General features: G+C 44.3%; 18 protein-coding genes. 5 read left to right on the plus strand and 13 right to left on the minus strand.

Translation table 11 applies throughout. The annotated features are described in order from the left end of the window. Nucleotides 1-5: 5 nt before the first annotated feature. The 4 genes from VIG27_RS09790 to ruvA form a co-directional block, all read right to left on the minus strand. A complete protein-coding gene (locus VIG27_RS09790) occupies nt 6-2,141 on the minus strand; it encodes a U32 family peptidase (protein ID WP_394527487.1) in 2,136 nt (711 codons plus the stop codon). A gap of 138 nt (nt 2,142-2,279) precedes the next feature. Next, on the minus strand, nt 2,280-2,648 hold the full coding sequence (locus tag VIG27_RS09795) for a cell division protein ZapA (RefSeq protein ID WP_394522309.1): 369 nt from the start codon (nt 2,646-2,648) through the stop codon (nt 2,280-2,282). 82 nt (nt 2,649-2,730) lie between these two features. After that, entirely contained in the window at nt 2,731-3,729 is a 999-nt protein-coding gene (gene ruvB / locus VIG27_RS09800) for a Holliday junction branch migration DNA helicase RuvB (RefSeq protein ID WP_394522310.1), read from the minus strand. A gap of 21 nt (nt 3,730-3,750) precedes the next feature. Continuing rightward, on the minus strand, nt 3,751-4,356 hold the full coding sequence (gene ruvA / locus VIG27_RS09805; RefSeq protein WP_394522311.1) for a Holliday junction branch migration protein RuvA: 606 nt from the start codon (nt 4,354-4,356) through the stop codon (nt 3,751-3,753). A 162-nt stretch (nt 4,357-4,518) separates the two neighbouring features. Between ruvA and VIG27_RS09810 the strand changes: the two genes are divergently transcribed. Beyond that, nucleotides 4,519-5,607 (plus strand): ribonuclease H-like domain-containing protein, encoded by a 1,089-nt coding sequence (locus VIG27_RS09810; RefSeq protein WP_394522313.1) that lies wholly within the window; start codon nt 4,519-4,521, stop codon nt 5,605-5,607. 10 nt (nt 5,608-5,617) lie between these two features. On the opposite strand, the gene VIG27_RS09815 is transcribed toward VIG27_RS09810, so the two are convergent. Together VIG27_RS09815 and VIG27_RS09820 are read right to left on the minus strand one after the other, a co-directional pair. Beyond that, nucleotides 5,618-6,430, minus strand: a complete 813-nt coding sequence (locus VIG27_RS09815) for an AraC family transcriptional regulator (RefSeq protein WP_394522314.1) — start codon at nt 6,428-6,430, stop codon at nt 5,618-5,620. A gap of 38 nt (nt 6,431-6,468) precedes the next feature. Continuing rightward, complete coding sequence (locus tag VIG27_RS09820) at nt 6,469-7,014, minus strand: DUF5662 family protein (RefSeq protein ID WP_394522315.1); 546 nt, start codon at nt 7,012-7,014, stop codon at nt 6,469-6,471. 214 nt (nt 7,015-7,228) lie between these two features. Between VIG27_RS09820 and VIG27_RS09825 the strand changes: the two genes are divergently transcribed. After that, nucleotides 7,229-7,426, plus strand: coding sequence for a cold shock domain-containing protein (locus VIG27_RS09825; RefSeq protein WP_025233342.1), 198 nt, complete (start codon nt 7,229-7,231; stop codon nt 7,424-7,426). 123 nt (nt 7,427-7,549) lie between these two features. Here VIG27_RS09825 and hslO read toward each other — a convergent pair whose 3' ends face one another. The 3 genes from hslO to VIG27_RS09840 all read right to left on the minus strand — a co-directional run bounded on the left by hslO (nt 7,550) and on the right by VIG27_RS09840 (nt 9,813). Then, the gene (hslO, locus tag VIG27_RS09830; protein WP_394522316.1) at nt 7,550-8,431 is read right to left on the minus strand and encodes an Hsp33 family molecular chaperone HslO; all 882 of its coding nucleotides are present in this window, start codon (nt 8,429-8,431) and stop codon (nt 7,550-7,552) included. A 1-nt stretch (nt 8,432) separates the two neighbouring features. Further along, nucleotides 8,433-9,191 carry a class I SAM-dependent DNA methyltransferase gene (locus tag VIG27_RS09835; protein ID WP_394522317.1) on the minus strand — a complete coding sequence of 253 codons (759 nt, stop codon included), beginning with the start codon at nt 9,189-9,191 and terminating at the stop codon, nt 8,433-8,435. Between the two features lie 112 nt (nt 9,192-9,303). Further along, nucleotides 9,304-9,813 (minus strand): SEC-C metal-binding domain-containing protein, encoded by a 510-nt coding sequence (locus VIG27_RS09840; protein ID WP_394522318.1) that lies wholly within the window; start codon nt 9,811-9,813, stop codon nt 9,304-9,306. A gap of 371 nt (nt 9,814-10,184) precedes the next feature. On the opposite strand from VIG27_RS09840, the gene VIG27_RS09845 reads away from it, so the two are divergent. Beyond that, nucleotides 10,185-10,406 (plus strand): heavy-metal-associated domain-containing protein, encoded by a 222-nt coding sequence (locus VIG27_RS09845; protein ID WP_394522319.1) that lies wholly within the window; start codon nt 10,185-10,187, stop codon nt 10,404-10,406. Between the two features lie 235 nt (nt 10,407-10,641). Here VIG27_RS09845 and VIG27_RS09850 read toward each other — a convergent pair whose 3' ends face one another. Then, nucleotides 10,642-12,315, minus strand: coding sequence for a S8 family peptidase (locus VIG27_RS09850; protein WP_394522320.1), 1,674 nt, complete (start codon nt 12,313-12,315; stop codon nt 10,642-10,644). Between the two features lie 174 nt (nt 12,316-12,489). On the opposite strand from VIG27_RS09850, the gene VIG27_RS09855 reads away from it, so the two are divergent. Next, complete coding sequence (locus VIG27_RS09855) at nt 12,490-14,172, plus strand: S8 family peptidase (protein ID WP_394522321.1); 1,683 nt, start codon at nt 12,490-12,492, stop codon at nt 14,170-14,172. Here VIG27_RS09855 and mscL read toward each other — a convergent pair. From mscL to VIG27_RS09870, 3 genes are all read right to left on the minus strand, one after another. Further along, nucleotides 14,169-14,702: a large conductance mechanosensitive channel protein MscL gene (mscL, locus tag VIG27_RS09860; RefSeq protein ID WP_394522322.1), complete on the minus strand. Its 534-nt coding sequence runs from the start codon at nt 14,700-14,702 to the stop codon at nt 14,169-14,171. The genes VIG27_RS09855 and mscL overlap by 4 nt on opposite strands. 142 nt (nt 14,703-14,844) lie before the next feature. Next, nucleotides 14,845-15,603: an SDR family NAD(P)-dependent oxidoreductase gene (locus tag VIG27_RS09865; protein WP_394522323.1), complete on the minus strand. Its 759-nt coding sequence runs from the start codon at nt 15,601-15,603 to the stop codon at nt 14,845-14,847. 106 nt (nt 15,604-15,709) lie between these two features. Further along, entirely contained in the window at nt 15,710-16,615 is a 906-nt protein-coding gene (locus VIG27_RS09870) for a LysR family transcriptional regulator (RefSeq protein WP_394522324.1), read from the minus strand. Nucleotides 16,616-16,757: 142 nt separating this feature from the next. On the opposite strand from VIG27_RS09870, the gene VIG27_RS09875 reads away from it, so the two are divergent. Next, nucleotides 16,758-17,687, plus strand: a complete 930-nt coding sequence (locus VIG27_RS09875; RefSeq protein WP_394522325.1) for a ketopantoate reductase family protein — start codon at nt 16,758-16,760, stop codon at nt 17,685-17,687. Nucleotides 17,688-17,714 lie beyond the last annotated feature (27 nt).

The following is a 17,714-nucleotide window of genomic DNA, read 5'->3' on the forward strand; positions in this document are numbered from 1 at the left end:
ACCACCTACTCTACCCCACGTTTAAAATGACCTCTTGTAAATTCCTCAAGCGGCAGCTTTGCTCTCTGCCCGTTATAAAACTCTTCCGAAAAACTTCTTATTACAGCTTCCGTCTGCACTCTGTCCTCAGTGGTAAATTGAAGCCGCAGGGATGAAGGTTTCAGCGCCTTTACTGCATCCTCAAATCCATGAAGAGATAACGGAGCAGAATTATAAATGGAATTATAGCAGAATCTACAGTGATTTTTCACAGGAAACTCTTTGCCCATCCGGTCTTTTAACAGAAGAAGCGTGGGATTCTTATCACACTGTTCGGTCCCTTGGTGCAGGCACTGTGCGGTCACCATCATCGGCAGCCTGCCATAGATCAAAAGTTCCCCCGGAACGGTTAGTTTTCCCAATTCCCTGCTGTTTAATTCTACCGGCCAGGTAAGCTCATCTGCCCCCAGCTGAAACAGGAGTTCCTGGGACCAGTGATTCATTCCGTATACACCGAAATCAAATACCAGATGTCCCTTGATCCCTTTTTGTTTCAAGTAGCCCACTTCCTCCAGCGAACGGATCAAAAAGCCATCAAACCCTGCTTCTTTAAGTTCTTTTCCATGCTGATCAAAAAATTGTTCTGCCCTGCTGCGGAAAATGTGGGGCATGGTAAGCATACATTCCTTGCCATTCTTATGGCACATGTCTGCATAGGCTTCCCACCGCTCCGGTTCAAATTCTGCAGCATCAATATAAATACGGTTTACCCGGCTGCTTGCTGCCGCTGCTTCCAGACAATCCGGCCGTTCCAGAGAAACCGTCAGCTTTGGTACTTCAATCGGCTTTTCCTTCCTATGGTTAAGTATCTCCTCTGCTTTAGGAGAACTTTCCCCAGATTCTCTCCGGTAATCCTTTAAAACAGCCTGCTCAAGCTCCTCCAGTCCTCTCCGGCGAAGATCATTTAAAGACTGAACCGGAAGAAAGACCTCCCCACTCAACCGTATCTCAAGCTGTTCAAAGTAAAAAGGTGTATTGCCTGTCTTATCCAGCTGCTTTTTTACCTTTTCTTCTGTCATAGGCTGGTTCTGAGCCGTCTGCACCAGCTCCCCTGTAACCGTGATTTCCTTTCCGCAGGCTTCTAAGAACAAGCACGCCTGCTGGCCTTTTTCCAGGAACGCATGACCTCTGACCGGTTCTTTTATTTCTTTTTCCACATAATTCTTATCCAAAAAATCAAACAGCGTCTGGTTTCCCTCCCGAAACGAAGGTTTTTCCTTCCAGACCACCATATCACGTCCGTTATGGCGCTTGTAATACCCGTCGGTCTGCCCTCCCCGGTCAAACAAATCCAGCAAAGCCTTCCGGTCCTCTTCCCTGACCCGGTACCCTTCTCTCCCATGATTTAAATACAGGTCCGTGTATTTGCGGTAAATACTTACTACCCCTGCCGTATATCTGGGGCTTTTCATTCTTCCTTCAATCTTCATGGAATAGACTCCGGCCTCAATCATATCCGGGATTAAGTCTAACGTGCTTAAATCCTTTAGACTCAGACAGTAACGGTCCTCTTTTTTTCCAAGCGTCTTTCCATCCCGCTTGACTTCATAAGGCAGACGGCAGGTTTGGGCACACCTTCCCCGGTTCCCGCTTCGTCCTCCGATCAGACTGCTGAAAAGACACTGTCCGGAATAGCAGTAACACAATGCACCATGTACAAAGCTTTCGATTTCCACATCCACATGGTCACGAATCTGCTCAATATCTTTTAATGACAATTCCCTGGCCGTGACTACCCGCTCTGCCCCCAGTTCCTTTAACATCTCAGCACCGTATGCACCGGTAATGGTCATCTGGGTACTTGCATGAATGGGAAGTGAAGGAAAGTGTTTCTTTATGAAGGAAAGAACGCCCATATCCTGAACGATCACCGCATCAAGCCCCTGTTTGTAATAAGGAAGAAGATAATCAAAAAGTTCTCCCATCTCCTGTTCCTTCATCAGCGTATTGACCGTAAGATACAGCTTTCGCCCATGAAGATGCACATAATCTATGGCTTCCAAAAGCTTGTCCTCTTCCGGGTTTTGAGCAAACGCTCTGGCTCCGAACCTGCTGCCACCCATATAGACCGCATCAGCTCCCGCCGCAACTGCTGCTTTCATGCTTTCAAATGATCCTGCCGGAGCAAGAATTTCCACTTCTTTCTTCACATATGCCTCCTGATTCCCTGTATTGATGAGATTCCCTGTATTGATGAAAGAGAGGATGCCATGGCTTTGCCATAAAACATCCCCTCCCGTTTATTCTTTCTTCCCAAGATCCGCAGACTTTTTCACTTCTGCCAGTTCCGCTTTGACGGCCTCTAGCTTCATCTGAGTCGCCACCAGCTCATGCTTTAAGCTATAGGTCTCTTTTTCCATCTCCGCCTTCTGCTGTTCCAATCTTGCAATCTGTTCTCTGGCTTTAAAATAATCATCCGCCATGTTCAGCTCTATCATAACATTCTGGTACTCCGCACTCTGCTTTGTAAACCCTTCCTGACGTTTTAATGTCAGAACCATCTCATTGATATAACTGGCCAGACGCTGAATGTAACCTTCTTCTTCACTTCCAGCTAATGTATAAATCTTGCCATCGATTAAAACTTCAGTATTGTGTTTGGAATCCATGTTATTCTCTCCTGTTATCATTTGCTCTTTCTTTACTATATCACACTTTATAGCGTTAGGAAAGTTCTAAAATTCAGGCAGGTCATGGTTCCATAACAATTCCAAGATGATGATAGGCCCGTTCTGTAGCAACACGTCCCCGGGAGGTACGGTTTAAAAATCCGTTCATCAGCAGATAAGGCTCATAAACATCTTCTAATGTCCCGGCATCTTCTCCCAATGCCGCTGCCAGAGTATCCAGACCAACCGGTCCCCCGGAAAATTTTTCGATCATTGTGGTTAAGATGGCCCGGTCATTGTAATCCAGTCCAAACTTATCCACATCCAGAATATCCAGTGCAAAATCCGCCACCTCTTTGGTAATGATTCCGTCGTATTTCACCTGTGCAAAATCCCGGACTCTCTTTAACAGGCGGTTTGCAAGCCTTGGGGTTCCCCTGGACCGTTTGGCAATCTCTGCCGCTCCCTCCTCTTCAATCTCCACTTGAAGGACCTTTGCAGAACGGCAGACAATGATCTTTAGTTCCTCAGGCGTATAAAATTCCAGCTTCTGCACCACTCCGAAACGATCTCTTAACGGTGCCGTCAAAAGACCGGCCCTTGTAGTCGCCCCCACCAGAGTGAACTTTGGCAGGTCCAGTCTTATGGATCTTGCGGTGGAATCCTTTCCCAGCATAATATCAATGGCAAAGTCCTCCATGGCCGGGTACAAAACCTCTTCTACCTGACGGTTGAGCCGGTGGATCTCATCCACGAACAGCACATCGCCTTCCTGTAAGTTATTTAAAATTGCCGCAATCTCTCCGGGTTTTTCAATGGCCGGTCCTGATGTCACCTTTATATTGACTCCCATCTCATTGGCTATAATTCCGGAAAGAGTGGTCTTTCCAAGGCCCGGCGGGCCGTAAAACAGCACATGGTCCAGGGATTCTCCTCTGGCTTTGGCGGCTTCAATATATACTTTTAAATTGGTGCGGATCTTTTCCTGACCAATGTATTCCTGCAGACACTTGGGCCTTAAATTAGGCTCAATCCGCTTGTCTTCTTCCGTTACCTCTGTAGTTATTATTCTACGCTCCATCTTTGCCTTTACCCGTTATCTTTATAAAAATGCCAAATGTTTTAAGGATGCCTTCAGCACATCTTCCGCTGTCATGGAATCTGTCACTTCCACTCTCTTAACGGCACGTCCGGCTTCTACCGCAGAGTAACCCAGAGCCGTCAGTGCTTCGATGGCTTCTCCTGCCACACCGCCGGATTCTCCGCTGCTTGCTTCCTCTGTAAACGCCGGTAAGAGAAGCTCTTCCAGATCAATCTTGTCTTTTAAATCCAGAATGATCCTCTGCGCGGTCTTCGCACCCACGCCGGGGGCTTTTGAGATGGCTTTCGCATCTCCGGAAACAATGGCTCTCCTTAAATCATCCGGAGACAGGGCGGACAGCACTCCAAGTGCTCCTTTGGGACCAATTCCATTCACACGGATCAGCTGCTTAAACATCTGCAGATCCTGACGGTTCAAAAACCCGTAGAGGCACATGGAATCCTCTCTTACCTGAAAATATGTATAAAGTTTTGCTTCCTTACCGACTGCCGGCAAATTCTGAAGCACTGACACAGGAACGTGTATTTCATAGCCTATGTTTCCACACTCTATTACGACCGTTTCCTCGATGATTTCGGCCACCGGCCCTTTCACATAAGAAATCAAATCTGTCTTTCTCCTTCTAATTCAAGTATTCATGTTCAATGCTTTTATCATAGCATACTGCCTGTTGTTATGCAAGCAGATAGTCGAACAAATATTCTGTTTCCGTTGACGATAGGACCTGTTTCCGCTATAATATTTGTGAAAGAAAGGACGGAATCATTGATGATCACCTTACATAAAACCATTGAATTTAAAGAGACCTATTCCCTTGACCGCATTGGCAGACGGGAAGAGCTTCTGTTTTTTGATATAGAGACCACCGGCTTCTCAGGGGAATATTCCACCTTGTATTTAATCGGAGGCGTGTACTACCGCAACGGCTCCTGGAATCTGATCCAGTGGTTTGCCGATACTCTGGAAGCAGAACAGGAACTGCTTATTACCTTTTTTGAATTTTTAAAGCAATTCCGCATGGTCCTTCATTTCAACGGGGATGGCTTTGATTTGCCCTACCTGTTAAAACGCTGCCGGGCTTACGGACTCCCTTATGACTTTTCTGCGGTTGACAGTTTTGATATCTACAAAAAAATCCGCCCATACCGGGAAGTTCTAGGACTTACCAGTATGAAGCAGAAATCAATAGAAGCATTTCTAAAAGTGGAACGAAAGGACCTTTACTCCGGAGGACAGCTCATTGAAGTTTACAAGGATTATTTGATGACCCATGAGAAGTTTTTATTTGATCTGTTAATCCTTCATAATGAAGACGATTTAAAGGGCATGCCTCTGATCCTTCCTATCTTAAACTATCCGGATTTTCTGGAGGGGGATTTTCATCTGGAGCATCAGGAACTTGTAAGCCAGACGGATATTTTCGGACAGGAGCATCGTTCTTTACGCTTAACCTGCAGAAACGGTTTTTCTGTGCCCATAGGATTTTCAAAATCCAACGCTCTTGTCTCTCTTGAAGCGGAAGGGGAATGGCTGACGGTTACCATTGATCTTTATGAAGGGGAATTAAAATATTTTTATCCGGATTATAAAAATTACTATTATCTCATTTATGAAGACAAGGCCATTCATAAGAGCGTGGCGGAATACGTGGATAAGGAAGCCAGGATTAAGGCCACCGCCAAAACCTGCTATACCAGACAGACAGGGCTTTACCTTCCACAGTTTTCCAGGCTGTGGTCTCCCTTTCTTCAGATGGAATACAAAGACAAGGTCACTTATGTTTCCTATGATCCAGGTCTTCTTGAGGACGGGCAGAATGTATGTACCTATATCCGTCATTTATTCGACAGTCTGTAACAGGGTCACGTCATACGATTCCCTGCATTTTCCGATATACTCTGGGAGCGACTCCCTTAATCTTCTTAAATGCATCCCCAAAGTAATTCCCATCTCCGAATCCGCATTCCACTGCAATTTCAGTAATGGATTTGGAGGTGGTCAACAGTAAATTTGCCGCTTGTCTGATGCGGATATTGGTTAAGTATTCCTTATAGCCAAAGCCTGTGACTGCCTTGAACCTTCTGGAAAAATAGGCCGGACTCATATGGGTCCGCTCTGCCACCTCTTCCAGGGTGATCTGAGAGTCATAATGATGGTAAATATATTCCGCGGCCTCCTCAATGGCTTTTTCCGAAACAGGGAGCTTAACCGGTTCCGGCTTTGACTCCTGGCATCTGGACAGAAACACAAGCAGTTCATAAAGATAATTCTGCATCATGATACCGGAATATCCATCCTGGCCTGCCGCTTCATATTCCATTTTTTTAATCAGTTCCTGTACATAAGCCTGCCTTCCCTCCGGCATGGAGATCATGGAGTTACGGAACAGATAGCCGGTCATCTCATGGCCGCACCGTTCTATCATGGGGTCCAGATACTCTTTTCCAAAGCTAACCGTGATCCGTTCGTTCACCGGACTGGAATAGTAAGTAGTCCGGTGGATTTCACCTGGTGAAATCAAACACAAGTCCCCTGGTTCAATATAGTATAAGGTATGATTGATCAATAATCTGCAATGGCCGGATTCCAGATAAAACAGCTCATACCACGGATGCCAGTGGCTGCTGGCCATATTAAATTCAAAGGAACGTTTCGTTCTGCTAATAATAAATTCCATCATTTGCTCCTGCTCAGTGAATCATAGCTTCTTTCCGCTCTTTAATAGTCTCCTTTTTTCAGCAATTCCCTCATATATGAAAACAGTTTTTCTTCCCCCTGTTCTTTCAGCATGATAAGAAGTTCCTCAAGAAGTTTTCCCGTTTCCGGGGCAATCACTGTATAAGGCTTTGTCAGCATATAGTATTCCCAGGGGGACGCATCCGTGTAATTTTTTCCCTTATACGTCCTGCATGCGGCCATCCGGTCAATGACCATCTCAATGACATACTTTAAAGGCATCTTTAGTCCTACCAGACCTTTGGAATAATCATTGGAAAAATCGACCCAATATTCATCATGGTGTTTATTGCGTCCCTTATGATGCAGCCATGCTCCGGAATATCCCTTTTCTTCTCTTTCCGCAGCATTGGGACTTCTGTTTCCCTGATAATATTTAACTCCAGGAAAAAACTCCTGGGGGCTGAATTTTGACAAGTCATGGAGAAGTCCCTGCTTATAAAGTCCCACCCGAAAACAGTTTTTCATAACCTGGAATTTATGCCGGCTGACGGTACTGAAATGTCCCCAAATATTTCTGAATTTCATAGTTCATCCCTTCTTATTCTGTGTCGCAATCTTTACCCATTCTATCACAATTTTCTTCGTATTTACCACATGTTTTTCCAGTTAATTTATTTTTGTGATTTCTTGTTTTTTAAGGCGGAAAATGTTTGACACTTTCCCCGTTTTATGCTATTCTTAGGGAAGTTACAGATATCCTGTAACAGTACAATTTTTTATTCGTTTTGGAGGTATCATAATGAAAGGTACAGTTAAGTGGTTTAACAACCAAAAGGGTTACGGATTTATTTCCGACGAACAGGGTAACGATGTATTTGTTCACTACTCAGGGCTTAGCATGGATGGTTTTAAGTCTTTAGATGAAGGCGCAGCTGTTGAGTTCGATGTAGTTGACGGAGCGAAGGGGCCACAGGCAACAAACGTTACTAAATTATAATCATTGACTCATCAGTGTACCTTTTTTCAATATATAGGAAGAAGTTATATTGTTTCACATGATTACGACTAGAGCCACCCGGTTGGATGGCTCTTTTTGATGCTCCCTGCAAGAAAGAGATATTTACCTATTTGCTTTTTCGTAGAGTTCGGTCAGATCCTCCACCGTAAATTCGTAATTCTTGTTGCAGAAATGACAGTTTACTTCTATGCTTTTTCCATCGTCAATCATCTCCTGCAGTTCTTTTCTTCCGATGCTGATCAATGCTTTTTCCACCCGGTGCTTATCACAGTTGCAGTGGAATCTCACAGGAACACGCTCCATCATCTCAACACCAAAATCTCCAAGAATATGTTCCAGGATCATCTCCGGTGTCTTTCCTTCATCCAAAAGCGCGGTAATGGAGGTGATTTCCCCAAGTTTTTTCTCAAGCTGGTCCACGATCTCCTCCGATGCTCCGGGAAGAAGCTGTATGATAAAACCGCCGGCCTGCTTCACTGTATTTTCCTTATTCATCAGGACCCCCAATGCGACAGAGGAGGGAGTCTGCTCCGAAGTTGCATAATAATAGGTAAGATCTTCTGCGATCTCTCCGCCTACTAAAATGGTCTGACCCACATACGGCTCTTTTAAACCGATGTCCTTGATCACACTCAACACGCCTTCTCCTACGGCACCTCCCACATCAAGCTTTCCCTGCTGATTAGGCGGGAGCATGACTCCCGGGTTATAGGCATATCCTTTTACATTCCCTTTGGAATCAGCCGTTACGGTGAGGCCCTCCATAGGACCGCTTCCCTGGATCTTGATGGTCAGTAAATCCTCCTCTCCCTTCATCATGATTCCCATCATGCCGCCGGCAGTCAAAAGTCTTCCTAAAGCCGCAGTTGCAATGGGACTTGTATTATGAGCCTGTCTTGCCTGCTCCACCAGTTCTCTGGTCGTTGCTGCAAATGCCCGGATCTGATGATCTCCTGCCGTCGCCCTTACAATATAATCAGTCATTTCATAACTCCTTTCCATGTTCTCTTGCGATTACATAAATCCGCTCACTGGTTTCTTTTACCGGTTCTCTTGTAAATGCATCATACGCTGCCACAAATTCCATTCCAGATTCTGCTATGGCACTTTTCACCTGTGACAACGTATAGGATTTCTGATAATGGTATTCCGTATACTTACGGTATAAATCATCTTGCTGTCTGATAAACAGCGAAAGTCCATACTCATTGACCCCGGTTTCTTTATCGTAATAGTTGTCCCAGATAAAACTGCATTCCTCCCGGTCTTCTGCAATGGTAGAATCTCCCATAACGGTTTCATATTTATAGGCAGTATTCATATCAAAGATGAAAATACCGCCGGGATCCAGATAATTATTAACCAGCCGGAACACGTTCGTCAAATCCTTATATTCCAGAATATAATTCATACAGTCGCAAATGCTTATCACTGCCCGGACAGTGCCGTAAAGTTCAAATTCTCTCATATCCTGCTTGAGATATAGAATATCTTTTCCTGACTCTGCCCGCTTTTCCATGGCGATCTGAAGCATGTCCTCAGAGTTATCCACTCCGATCATATCATACCCACGTTCTGCCAGTAATTCGGTCAAACTTCCTGTACCGCAGCCCAGATCCAGAATCAGCCCATCGTTTATTTTGTATTCCTTCAAAAGACCGGATACATAGCTGCACCAATCTTCATAAGGAATGTTGTCCATAAACAGGTCGTAGACTTCTGCAAAGCCTTCATAAGCCTCCATTTGCACGTTTCCTTTCCTGCGTCCATTCTTTAAAAACAAAGCAGGTATCCCCTTATGAGGTACCTGCCTTCCTGTCTCTTTTTTATTGCCTTAAAAGAAACGCCCGGTCTTCTTACAGGCCGCTTCCACAGCACTTTTTATATTTCTTGCCGCTTCCGCAGGGACATGGATCGTTTCTTCCGATTTTTGCTCCCTTAACAACTGTGCCGGAAGCTTTCTGCTTTTTATACAGTTCTTTTCTCTTTTCCTTTGTCAGGATTTCATCCCACTGAGGAAGATTAAACAACCATTCTGCCTTTGCCTCTACCATATTATAATAAAGCTTTTCTGCATCAATCTCGATCTTAACCACAGTTTTCTCATCCATGGTCTCAATTGGATTTTCGTATCCTTTTAAGCTTTCATTAATTCCATCTAAAAACCCGGTGAACGTCTGAACATCGGTGCCATATCTCTTTGCCAGTTCTTCCACTGTTCCTTCGATGACTTCTTCCGGTTTGGAAAGAATTTGTTCATAGATTCCTTTTTCTACCTTGAAATACTGTGACCATAATTCTTCTTTGCCTTTATCATCCAGCCCTTCACCATATGCCAGATTTCTCCAATTTTCTAAAATAGTCATGCTTAAACCATCCTTTTATCTCTTTTCTGGTAATACTCCATCAAACAGTATATAACATCTTTATGGATTTTGCAAGCTGTCCGGTCATATGTTTTAGTCGTGCCGTCAGGCATTTTACCCTGGTCCGCATACATCCTGAGACAAGTTCCAACTACAGCCCTATCATTCCCTGGTTTTATTTGTAAACGAATCACAGAATGAAATTTTTAAATAAGCAGAAAGTGCAAGGGCTGTATTTGGATTAAAGTCAGATAATTCAAAAGAGAAAGATTCTGACGGAGGATCGAAACCTGTCTAATCATACCGGTATCCTCAAAAGGGTTAAGAATGAAATGTCCATAAAAATAATCAAACAACAAAGGAGTTATCGTATGAATCGGGTACACTATACAATATCAGGAATACAAAATTCCGAAGTGAAAACACAGCTTAAAAATGCATTAGAAAAATTAGATGGAATCTCCATGGTGAATGTCGATGCAGCAAGAGAATCCATTGAAGTGGGATATAATGAATCAACCGATGAAAATTCCATAAAGTCCTGTATTGAAAATGTTGGCTGCAGCATAAAAAATCAAACCAGCCAATCCTGAGAGGAGGACGGAATTCATTTGCAATCAATAAGAGTAGGGAGCACTTCCCGCAAGGAGAAAACAAAAAAATACCCCACCTGGACGCCTTTGCCACAGACAGGGTATTTAAAAAGGGGAGGATAAGTATTCACTCATCTTTGGTATACTTTTATTATGGACTATTTTTGAAATATTATTCAAAGAAAGAAAACTTTTATTTTTTAAGGTTATTATGGTATTTCATTATTCTGCTGTTTTAAATATTTGTCAGCCGTTCAAACAGCCTGTTTACCTCAACCTGACCATATCCCCAGATGTTATTGGGATAGGTATAGTCACTGTTTCGCTGGGCACCTCTGATGATCAGGCGGTTTACATCGTTTCCTGTAATATTGGTATAATTTCCTCTGGGTACTGCCCATTCAAACACCATGGCTACTATCCCCGCTGCATGTGCCGCAGCGCAGCCGCTTCCGGTGATCGTTCCGTACCCATTTCCGGGAACGGCACATGCAAGCTGAAAGCCGGGAGCTGAGATATCTGGCTTGATAAAACCGGTTCTGGTGTAGCCTCTGCCGGATTCCGGCAGGATGCTGTCATTAAACTGATTGTATGCAGTCACGGTCAATGGGTGAGTGGCATTTCCAGGAGAGGTTATGGTGGTGTCCGGATTAGGATTTACGAAAAAGGTTTCTTCTGAAATTAAATCCCCGGACGGAAGCCATACATGAAAAGAAAAGGCTTCATTGTCCAGATTCTCAACCCGGATATTCCAAATTCCTGGAATGGGATTCCGAAAACGCATTAATATCAGCTGATCTCCTGTCTCCTCTTCAAATATATAATTATTAATCCATACTCCGCTTTCATTCAGTACAAACGAAAATTCCCTGCATTCTCCCAGGGTAGGGAAAACGGCCCCGGTAGACTCCTGATTGGGCGCTATTATTTCAATAGACAGTCTGGAGGGAGCAAAGGGCCACAGTTCTACGGAAAACAACTTGTCACTTTCTCCAACCCGCAGTTCAAACTGATTGGAAAATGGCGCTGCCGTAGTGTTATTAAAATAGTGTCTCCGCTTGTTGGCTTCATTGCCGGAGGATATGATGATTCCGGTCTGAGGCTGCTGAGCCAGATAATTGGTATAATAACTGGTGGCTCCTCTTCCGTCATGGCTTGACTGGTTTGTTCCCATTGCAACGCATACAACAACCGGACGATTCAGTCTCAGTCCTACCGATACCACATAATTAAGACCAATGATTAAGTCCGATTCCTGGTAGCATTCTGCATTTTCCGGCACAAAAAAGATTCTTTTTAAATTTTCTTTTGCCGGCTTCAGCTTTACAATGAGCAAATCCGCTTCCGGTACAACACCGCTGAACGACTGTTCCAGATTGGGTTTTCCAGCCAAAACACTTGCAATTGCAGTTCCATGTCCATTGGTATCTACAGAAGGAACAATGGATAACGGATCTTCCGATTTCAAAGCTACATTAATATGTTCTCTGGTGTATTCAGTTCCATATGTAAATCCTTCCGGAGGCGGACCTTCCTGAATGGTCTGGTCCCAAAGCGAAAGGATTCGCGTGGTTCCGTCATTGTATAAAAATGCCTGATGCTGATAATCAATTCCCGTATCAATCACCGCTACAATGATTCCTCTTCCGAACAATGCAAGATAAGGGTTTCTCTGTACCGTTCCGATTCCAGACTTTTCAAGGCTGATGGTAGAGCTTAGGGTAAGCACAGAGGGAAATGCATTGTAGGGATAGGTTCCAAGATCACAGGGGACTCCGTCAGTAATGGGAATATGAGCCAGGGAATGCCTTAAATTCATATGTGTGATATTATCTCCCGTGTCATAATTAGGAATCATAACATTACTGATAATGATATCATAATAGTTTTCATCCACTATTTTTTGCATAATCAGGCCTCCCTATCTGCCACTATGGCACATATGATACATTTTATGCAAATGGACTTCTATTATGAGTGTAAGGAGTAATGCTTCCCATGGAAAACCAATATTCATATCAACAGGAATGGTGCATAAACTATAACATATGTTTTTATCCGCGGAAGCAGGAGGGACGAAATTATGGAAAAAATATTGGACAACAATTATTATGACCTCTTTATCAGCAATTCCCTGATTCCAGAATTCAGTACCGGCGACAACATCACATGGCTGAATAATGACTTTTCTCTGCTTCATGTTACCAAAACTGATAAGCAGATCTGTGATCTGGGCGTTTACCCATATCATATCTTTTCATCCCTATATACTCTGACTTCTGTGATCAGTCCAACTCATGATGTCATATCTTCCACCCAGCAGCAGACAGATTACCGCTTATTGGGGCAGGGGGTCATGATTGGCGTGGTGGATACTGGAATTGATTACCAGCATCCCGCTTTTATCAACAGAGACAGAACCTCCCGGATCGTTTCCATCTGGGATCAGACCATACAGGATGGGGAACCTCCCACAGGCTTCACCTTTGGCACCGAGTATACAAGAGCTGCGATCAATAACGCACTTCAATACGCGGAGCCTCTGGCTGCGGTACCTACCACCGATGATACGGGACACGGAACAGCCATTGCCAGCATCATTGCAGGTTCCCCCAATGAAGAGCAGTCCTTTTCCGGTGTTGTGCCCAATTCAAACCTGATTGTGGTAAAATTAAAAGAAGCCAAACAAAATCTTAAAATGATATTTTGTGTTCCTGAAGAAAAGAGGTGTTATCAGGAGTCTGATATCATTCTTGGGGTACGGTATCTCATTTCCACTGCGCAAAGACTGAAACGGTCCATTGTCATCTGCATTGCTCTGGGAAGCAGTCAGGGAAGCCATGACGGGCGGGGAATCCTGAGCACTTATCTGGAAAGTTTGGTCCGGGTCCCTGATATTGATGTGGTTGTTTCCGCAGGAAATGAAGGAAACAGCAACCGCCATTATTACGGTCAAAACTTTGCAGCTCCTCACGCAAAAGATTTTCAGCTCAATGTCAGCCCTCAGGACCGGATGTTTTCCATGGAAATCTGGCCCTATGTACCCGGAATACTATCCATCGAAATTTCCACTCCAAACAACGAAACGATTCCGATTATTAATCCTACCTTTGACGTATGTGACCAATTCAACTTCCCCTCCAGCAACAGCACTGTCTGGATCAATAATATGGCCTTTGAACGGGGGTCAGGTGACCAGCTGATACTGATACGTTTTAGGAACCCTCTTCCCGGAATCTGGTATTTTCACGTCCAGAGTACCAATGATGAGCCTTTTTCGCTCCACTCCTGGCTGCCTTCCGGAGATCTGATATCCAATGGAACCTTTTTTCTTCTTCCAAATCCGGACACCACCATAACCTCCCCAGGTAACTCCTGGCGCCCTCTTACAGCAACCGCTTACAATCAAATGACCGGTAATATCCTTGATGAGTCAGGAAGAGGTTATACGCGAAGCGGCCTGGTAAAACCGGATCTGGCAGCTCCAGGCTTTCAGATCCCCTGTGCCCTTCCTGATAACCAGTATGGAACGCTTACAGGCACCGGAGCGGCAGCCGCCCATATCGCAGGTTCCTGTGCAGCTGTTTTTGAGTGGACCCAGGGCAAGGGCAACTTTACTTATATTACGGGGGAACAGATCAATCTGATGTTAATGCGGTCCGCCAGACGAGATCCCAATTTCCTCTATCCCAATAATATCTGGGGATATGGCATTGTTGATGTACCCACCCTGCTGGATCGTCTTACCGGTGACCGCCCAATTTAATTTTGACCGGACGGCGAACTGGTTTTGCTCTGCTCTTCCAACTGGCTGGTGCAGTAAGGGCAGCGGGTGGCCTTCACGTGGATCTGCTTGTAACAGTGGGGGCACTGCTTCTCCTGGGAGACCGCTGCGCCTGAAGATGGAAGCTTTGACTGCTGCGCAATGATCTGCTGCGTCTTTCCCCGAAGAGTATTAAGGGCTTTTACCATAAAAAAAATGACGATTGCCATTATTAGGAAATTAATGACTGACGTAATAAATGCACCATATGCAAATACCGGTCCCAGAGAGCTTGCCGCATCCAGGGTTGAAACATCGGCTCCCTCCTGCGGAGTGTAAAGGAGAAGGAATTTGTTGGAAAAGTCCACTCCTCCGGTGATTACTCCGATCAATGGGGAAATAATATCCTTGACCAGAGAACCGACGATGGACTGGAACGCCGCACCAATAATGACACCGACTGCCAGATCCACCACATTTCCACGTAAAATAAACTCTTTGAATTCATTGATCACTGTCTTATTTTTGCTCATAGCTATCTATCCTCTCTCAGTATCTTTATGGATACCTGTTTTTTGGCGGTGTTAAACATTCTTCCTTATAATGGATTGACGCGATACAAAATATTCATACCGCAAAAACCCACAGCAGGGAAACAGCTGTGGGTCTCTTTTTTTATACAGCGGTATATCCACCGTCCACTGGTAAAATAACTCCTGTAACGTAAGATGCTTCGTCACTCCCCAGAAAAATCGCAGCTGAATTCAATTCACCTTCGTTTCCATAGCGCCCCATTGGTACAGTAGCTTTCATATAATTTGTGAACTGCTCTGTTTTTAAGGTATCAATGGTCAGTTCCGTTGCAAAATATCCAGGACAGATGGCGTTGCATGTAATATTATGTTTTGCAAGCTCCGCTGCTACTGCACGGGTGAAATTGACCACTCCTCCTTTGGAAGCATGGTATGCTACCGTATCAAGGGCAGTATTTCCAACCAGACCGTACATGGAGGCAATGTTAATGATTCGTCCGTATTTCTTTTCAATCATATATTTGGAGAATGCTCTGGTAACCTTGAATACACTGGTCAGGTCCGTATCAATGGTAAAATCCCATTCTTCATCAGTCATATCCACAACTCCTGCATTCTTTGCGGAACCTGCACAGTTTACAAGAATATCCACTTTACCAAATTCTTTTATCACCGTATCTGCCGCTGCATTTACAGACTCTGTATCCGTAACATCACAGCGAACCGCCAGAACTTTTCCGCCAAAGGATTTAAGCTTTTCCGCTACCTGCTCAAGTCTCTCCAGCCTTCTGGCCATAATTACCACATCAGCGCCCTGGGCGGCAAAGCCCTCTGCCATCTGTGCCCCAAGACCAGAGGAAGCACCTGAAACAACACAAACTCTACCTTTAAAATCAAACATAATTAATCTCCTTCCTTCATATGACAAGTTTCGCTTTGTAATTGATAGTATTCTACCGTATTTTCCTAAATATGTCAATAAACTCGCTAATATCTTATAAATAATCTTACCATTTTCCGGAATCTTCTATAACATTTTCTGCATTTTTTTTAATCCACTCCCGTGCAAAATTGGAAAAGCACCGGATGGTCGGATGCAGTACCTTCCTTGAAGAGATACAAAAATAAATGATTCTGTGCACTTCGGGGTCAAGAATTCTTCTTATATAGCCGTCGGAACCATACGAATCAAGAACCAGTTTGGGTAAAATGCTGATTCCGCAGCCTCCGCATACCATGGCGATGGCTGCCTGATCGCTTAAAAATCCGTTGTGCTCAATCAGCTTTCCCTTTGCCTGACGCAAAATTTTCCCCACCGAATAACTGGTTCCCTCACTGGGAATTACAAATGTTTCGCCTTTTAATAGCTGGGGAGTGATGGTTTCATAAGAACCCAACGGATGGTCCGGAGACATGATCACATAGTAGGGATCTTTGACGAGAGGAATCTCATTGTCCTTTCTGCTCGCTTCTGCGGTAAATGCGCAGTCGATGACATCCTTGGAAAACCAGTCCTTCATGATCTCATAGTGAATGGCATCATTTAAATTCAATTCCACAAAAGGATATAATTTCCTAAATTCCATAATAATCCTTGGCATCCACTTTACCGCCACGCTTGTGATAACACCGATACGAATCCTGCCATGGTGGATTTTTTCTTCCCCGGCCAAAATTCTGATGGCATCTTCCTTTTCCGCAAGCTCTCTTGCCAGAGGATAAATGCGCTCTCCTTCTTCCGTAAGGGAAACTCCGTTTCTTCCTCTGTAAAGAAGCTTGATTCCCAGTTCTTCTTCCATAGAAGAGATCATATGGCTGGCAGCCGTCTGAGAATAGCTTAACTGGGCTGCCGCCTTTGATAAATTACCGGTTTCGACCGCACGCACAAACAATATATATTTATTGACATCCATAGTTTCACCTTCTTCCCCGTATATTGTCCAAACCTATTATACATGAAAATTCTTCATGGTACCATTGAAAATATTGTATTATATATAGAAAAATATTCATGATACTATAAGTGAGTATTTGAATAAAACGCGGAGGAAACAAATGAAAATTGCAATTCTGGGAGCTGGAGCTATGGGAAGCCTTTATGCCAGCTATCTTGCCCCTATCCATGATGTAACCTTATTAGACAGCTATGAACCACAGGTTGAAAAAATAAATGCTGACGGAATCACCAAAATCGAAAACGACCGAACGGAAACGACTTTTTCCGTGAATGCCGTATTAAGCGGCACAGATATCGGCATTCAGGATCTGGTAATCGTATTTGTAAAGGGAATCCATACCTATGAAGCCATGAAGGAAAACTTAGGACTGCTGGGTCCTGGAACCCTTGTGATGACACTGCAAAACGGCGCAGGCAATAACCGGGACATTGCCCAATTTGTGCCAAAAGAACGGATTATTGTAGGCACCAGCAGCCACAACAGTGTTTCCATGGGCCTTGGAAGATTTTATCATTCCGGATGCGGTCCCACCAATATCGGTCCCGATTTTCTCTGTGAAGAATCGCTGCGTGATGTGAAGCTTGTGGCGGCTGCCCTAGAGGAAAGCGGCTTAGACGTGAATATTATGGAAGACATTCAAAAGGTTTTATGGCAGAAGCTGCTGGTCAATTGCGGAATCAATGCCCTGAGCACATTGATGCAGTGTAAGATCGGGGAGATTTTTACCAATCCCTTTCTCTGGGACCTGTGCAAAAAGATCGTTTATGAATGTGTAATGGTTGCGGAAGCGGACGGCACTTATTTTGACCGGAAGGAAGCTCTGCAAATCGTCCGGCATGTATGCGAAAATGATGCCGAAGGATATGCCAGTATGTATCAGGACCGTCAGAACAAACGGATCACCGAAATCGACCGGATCAATGGAGTTGTTGACGGTCTTGGGCGGGACTATGGAATCTGCACCCCTTGCAATCACATGCTGGTAACTCAGATCCATGCCATGGAACAGCTGTATCCCAATCTTTAACATCATAAAAAACAAGCCGGGTACCTG

Source organism: Lacrimispora sinapis (assembly GCF_043633585.1).
GTDB lineage: Bacteria > Bacillota > Clostridia > Lachnospirales > Lachnospiraceae > Lacrimispora > Lacrimispora sinapis.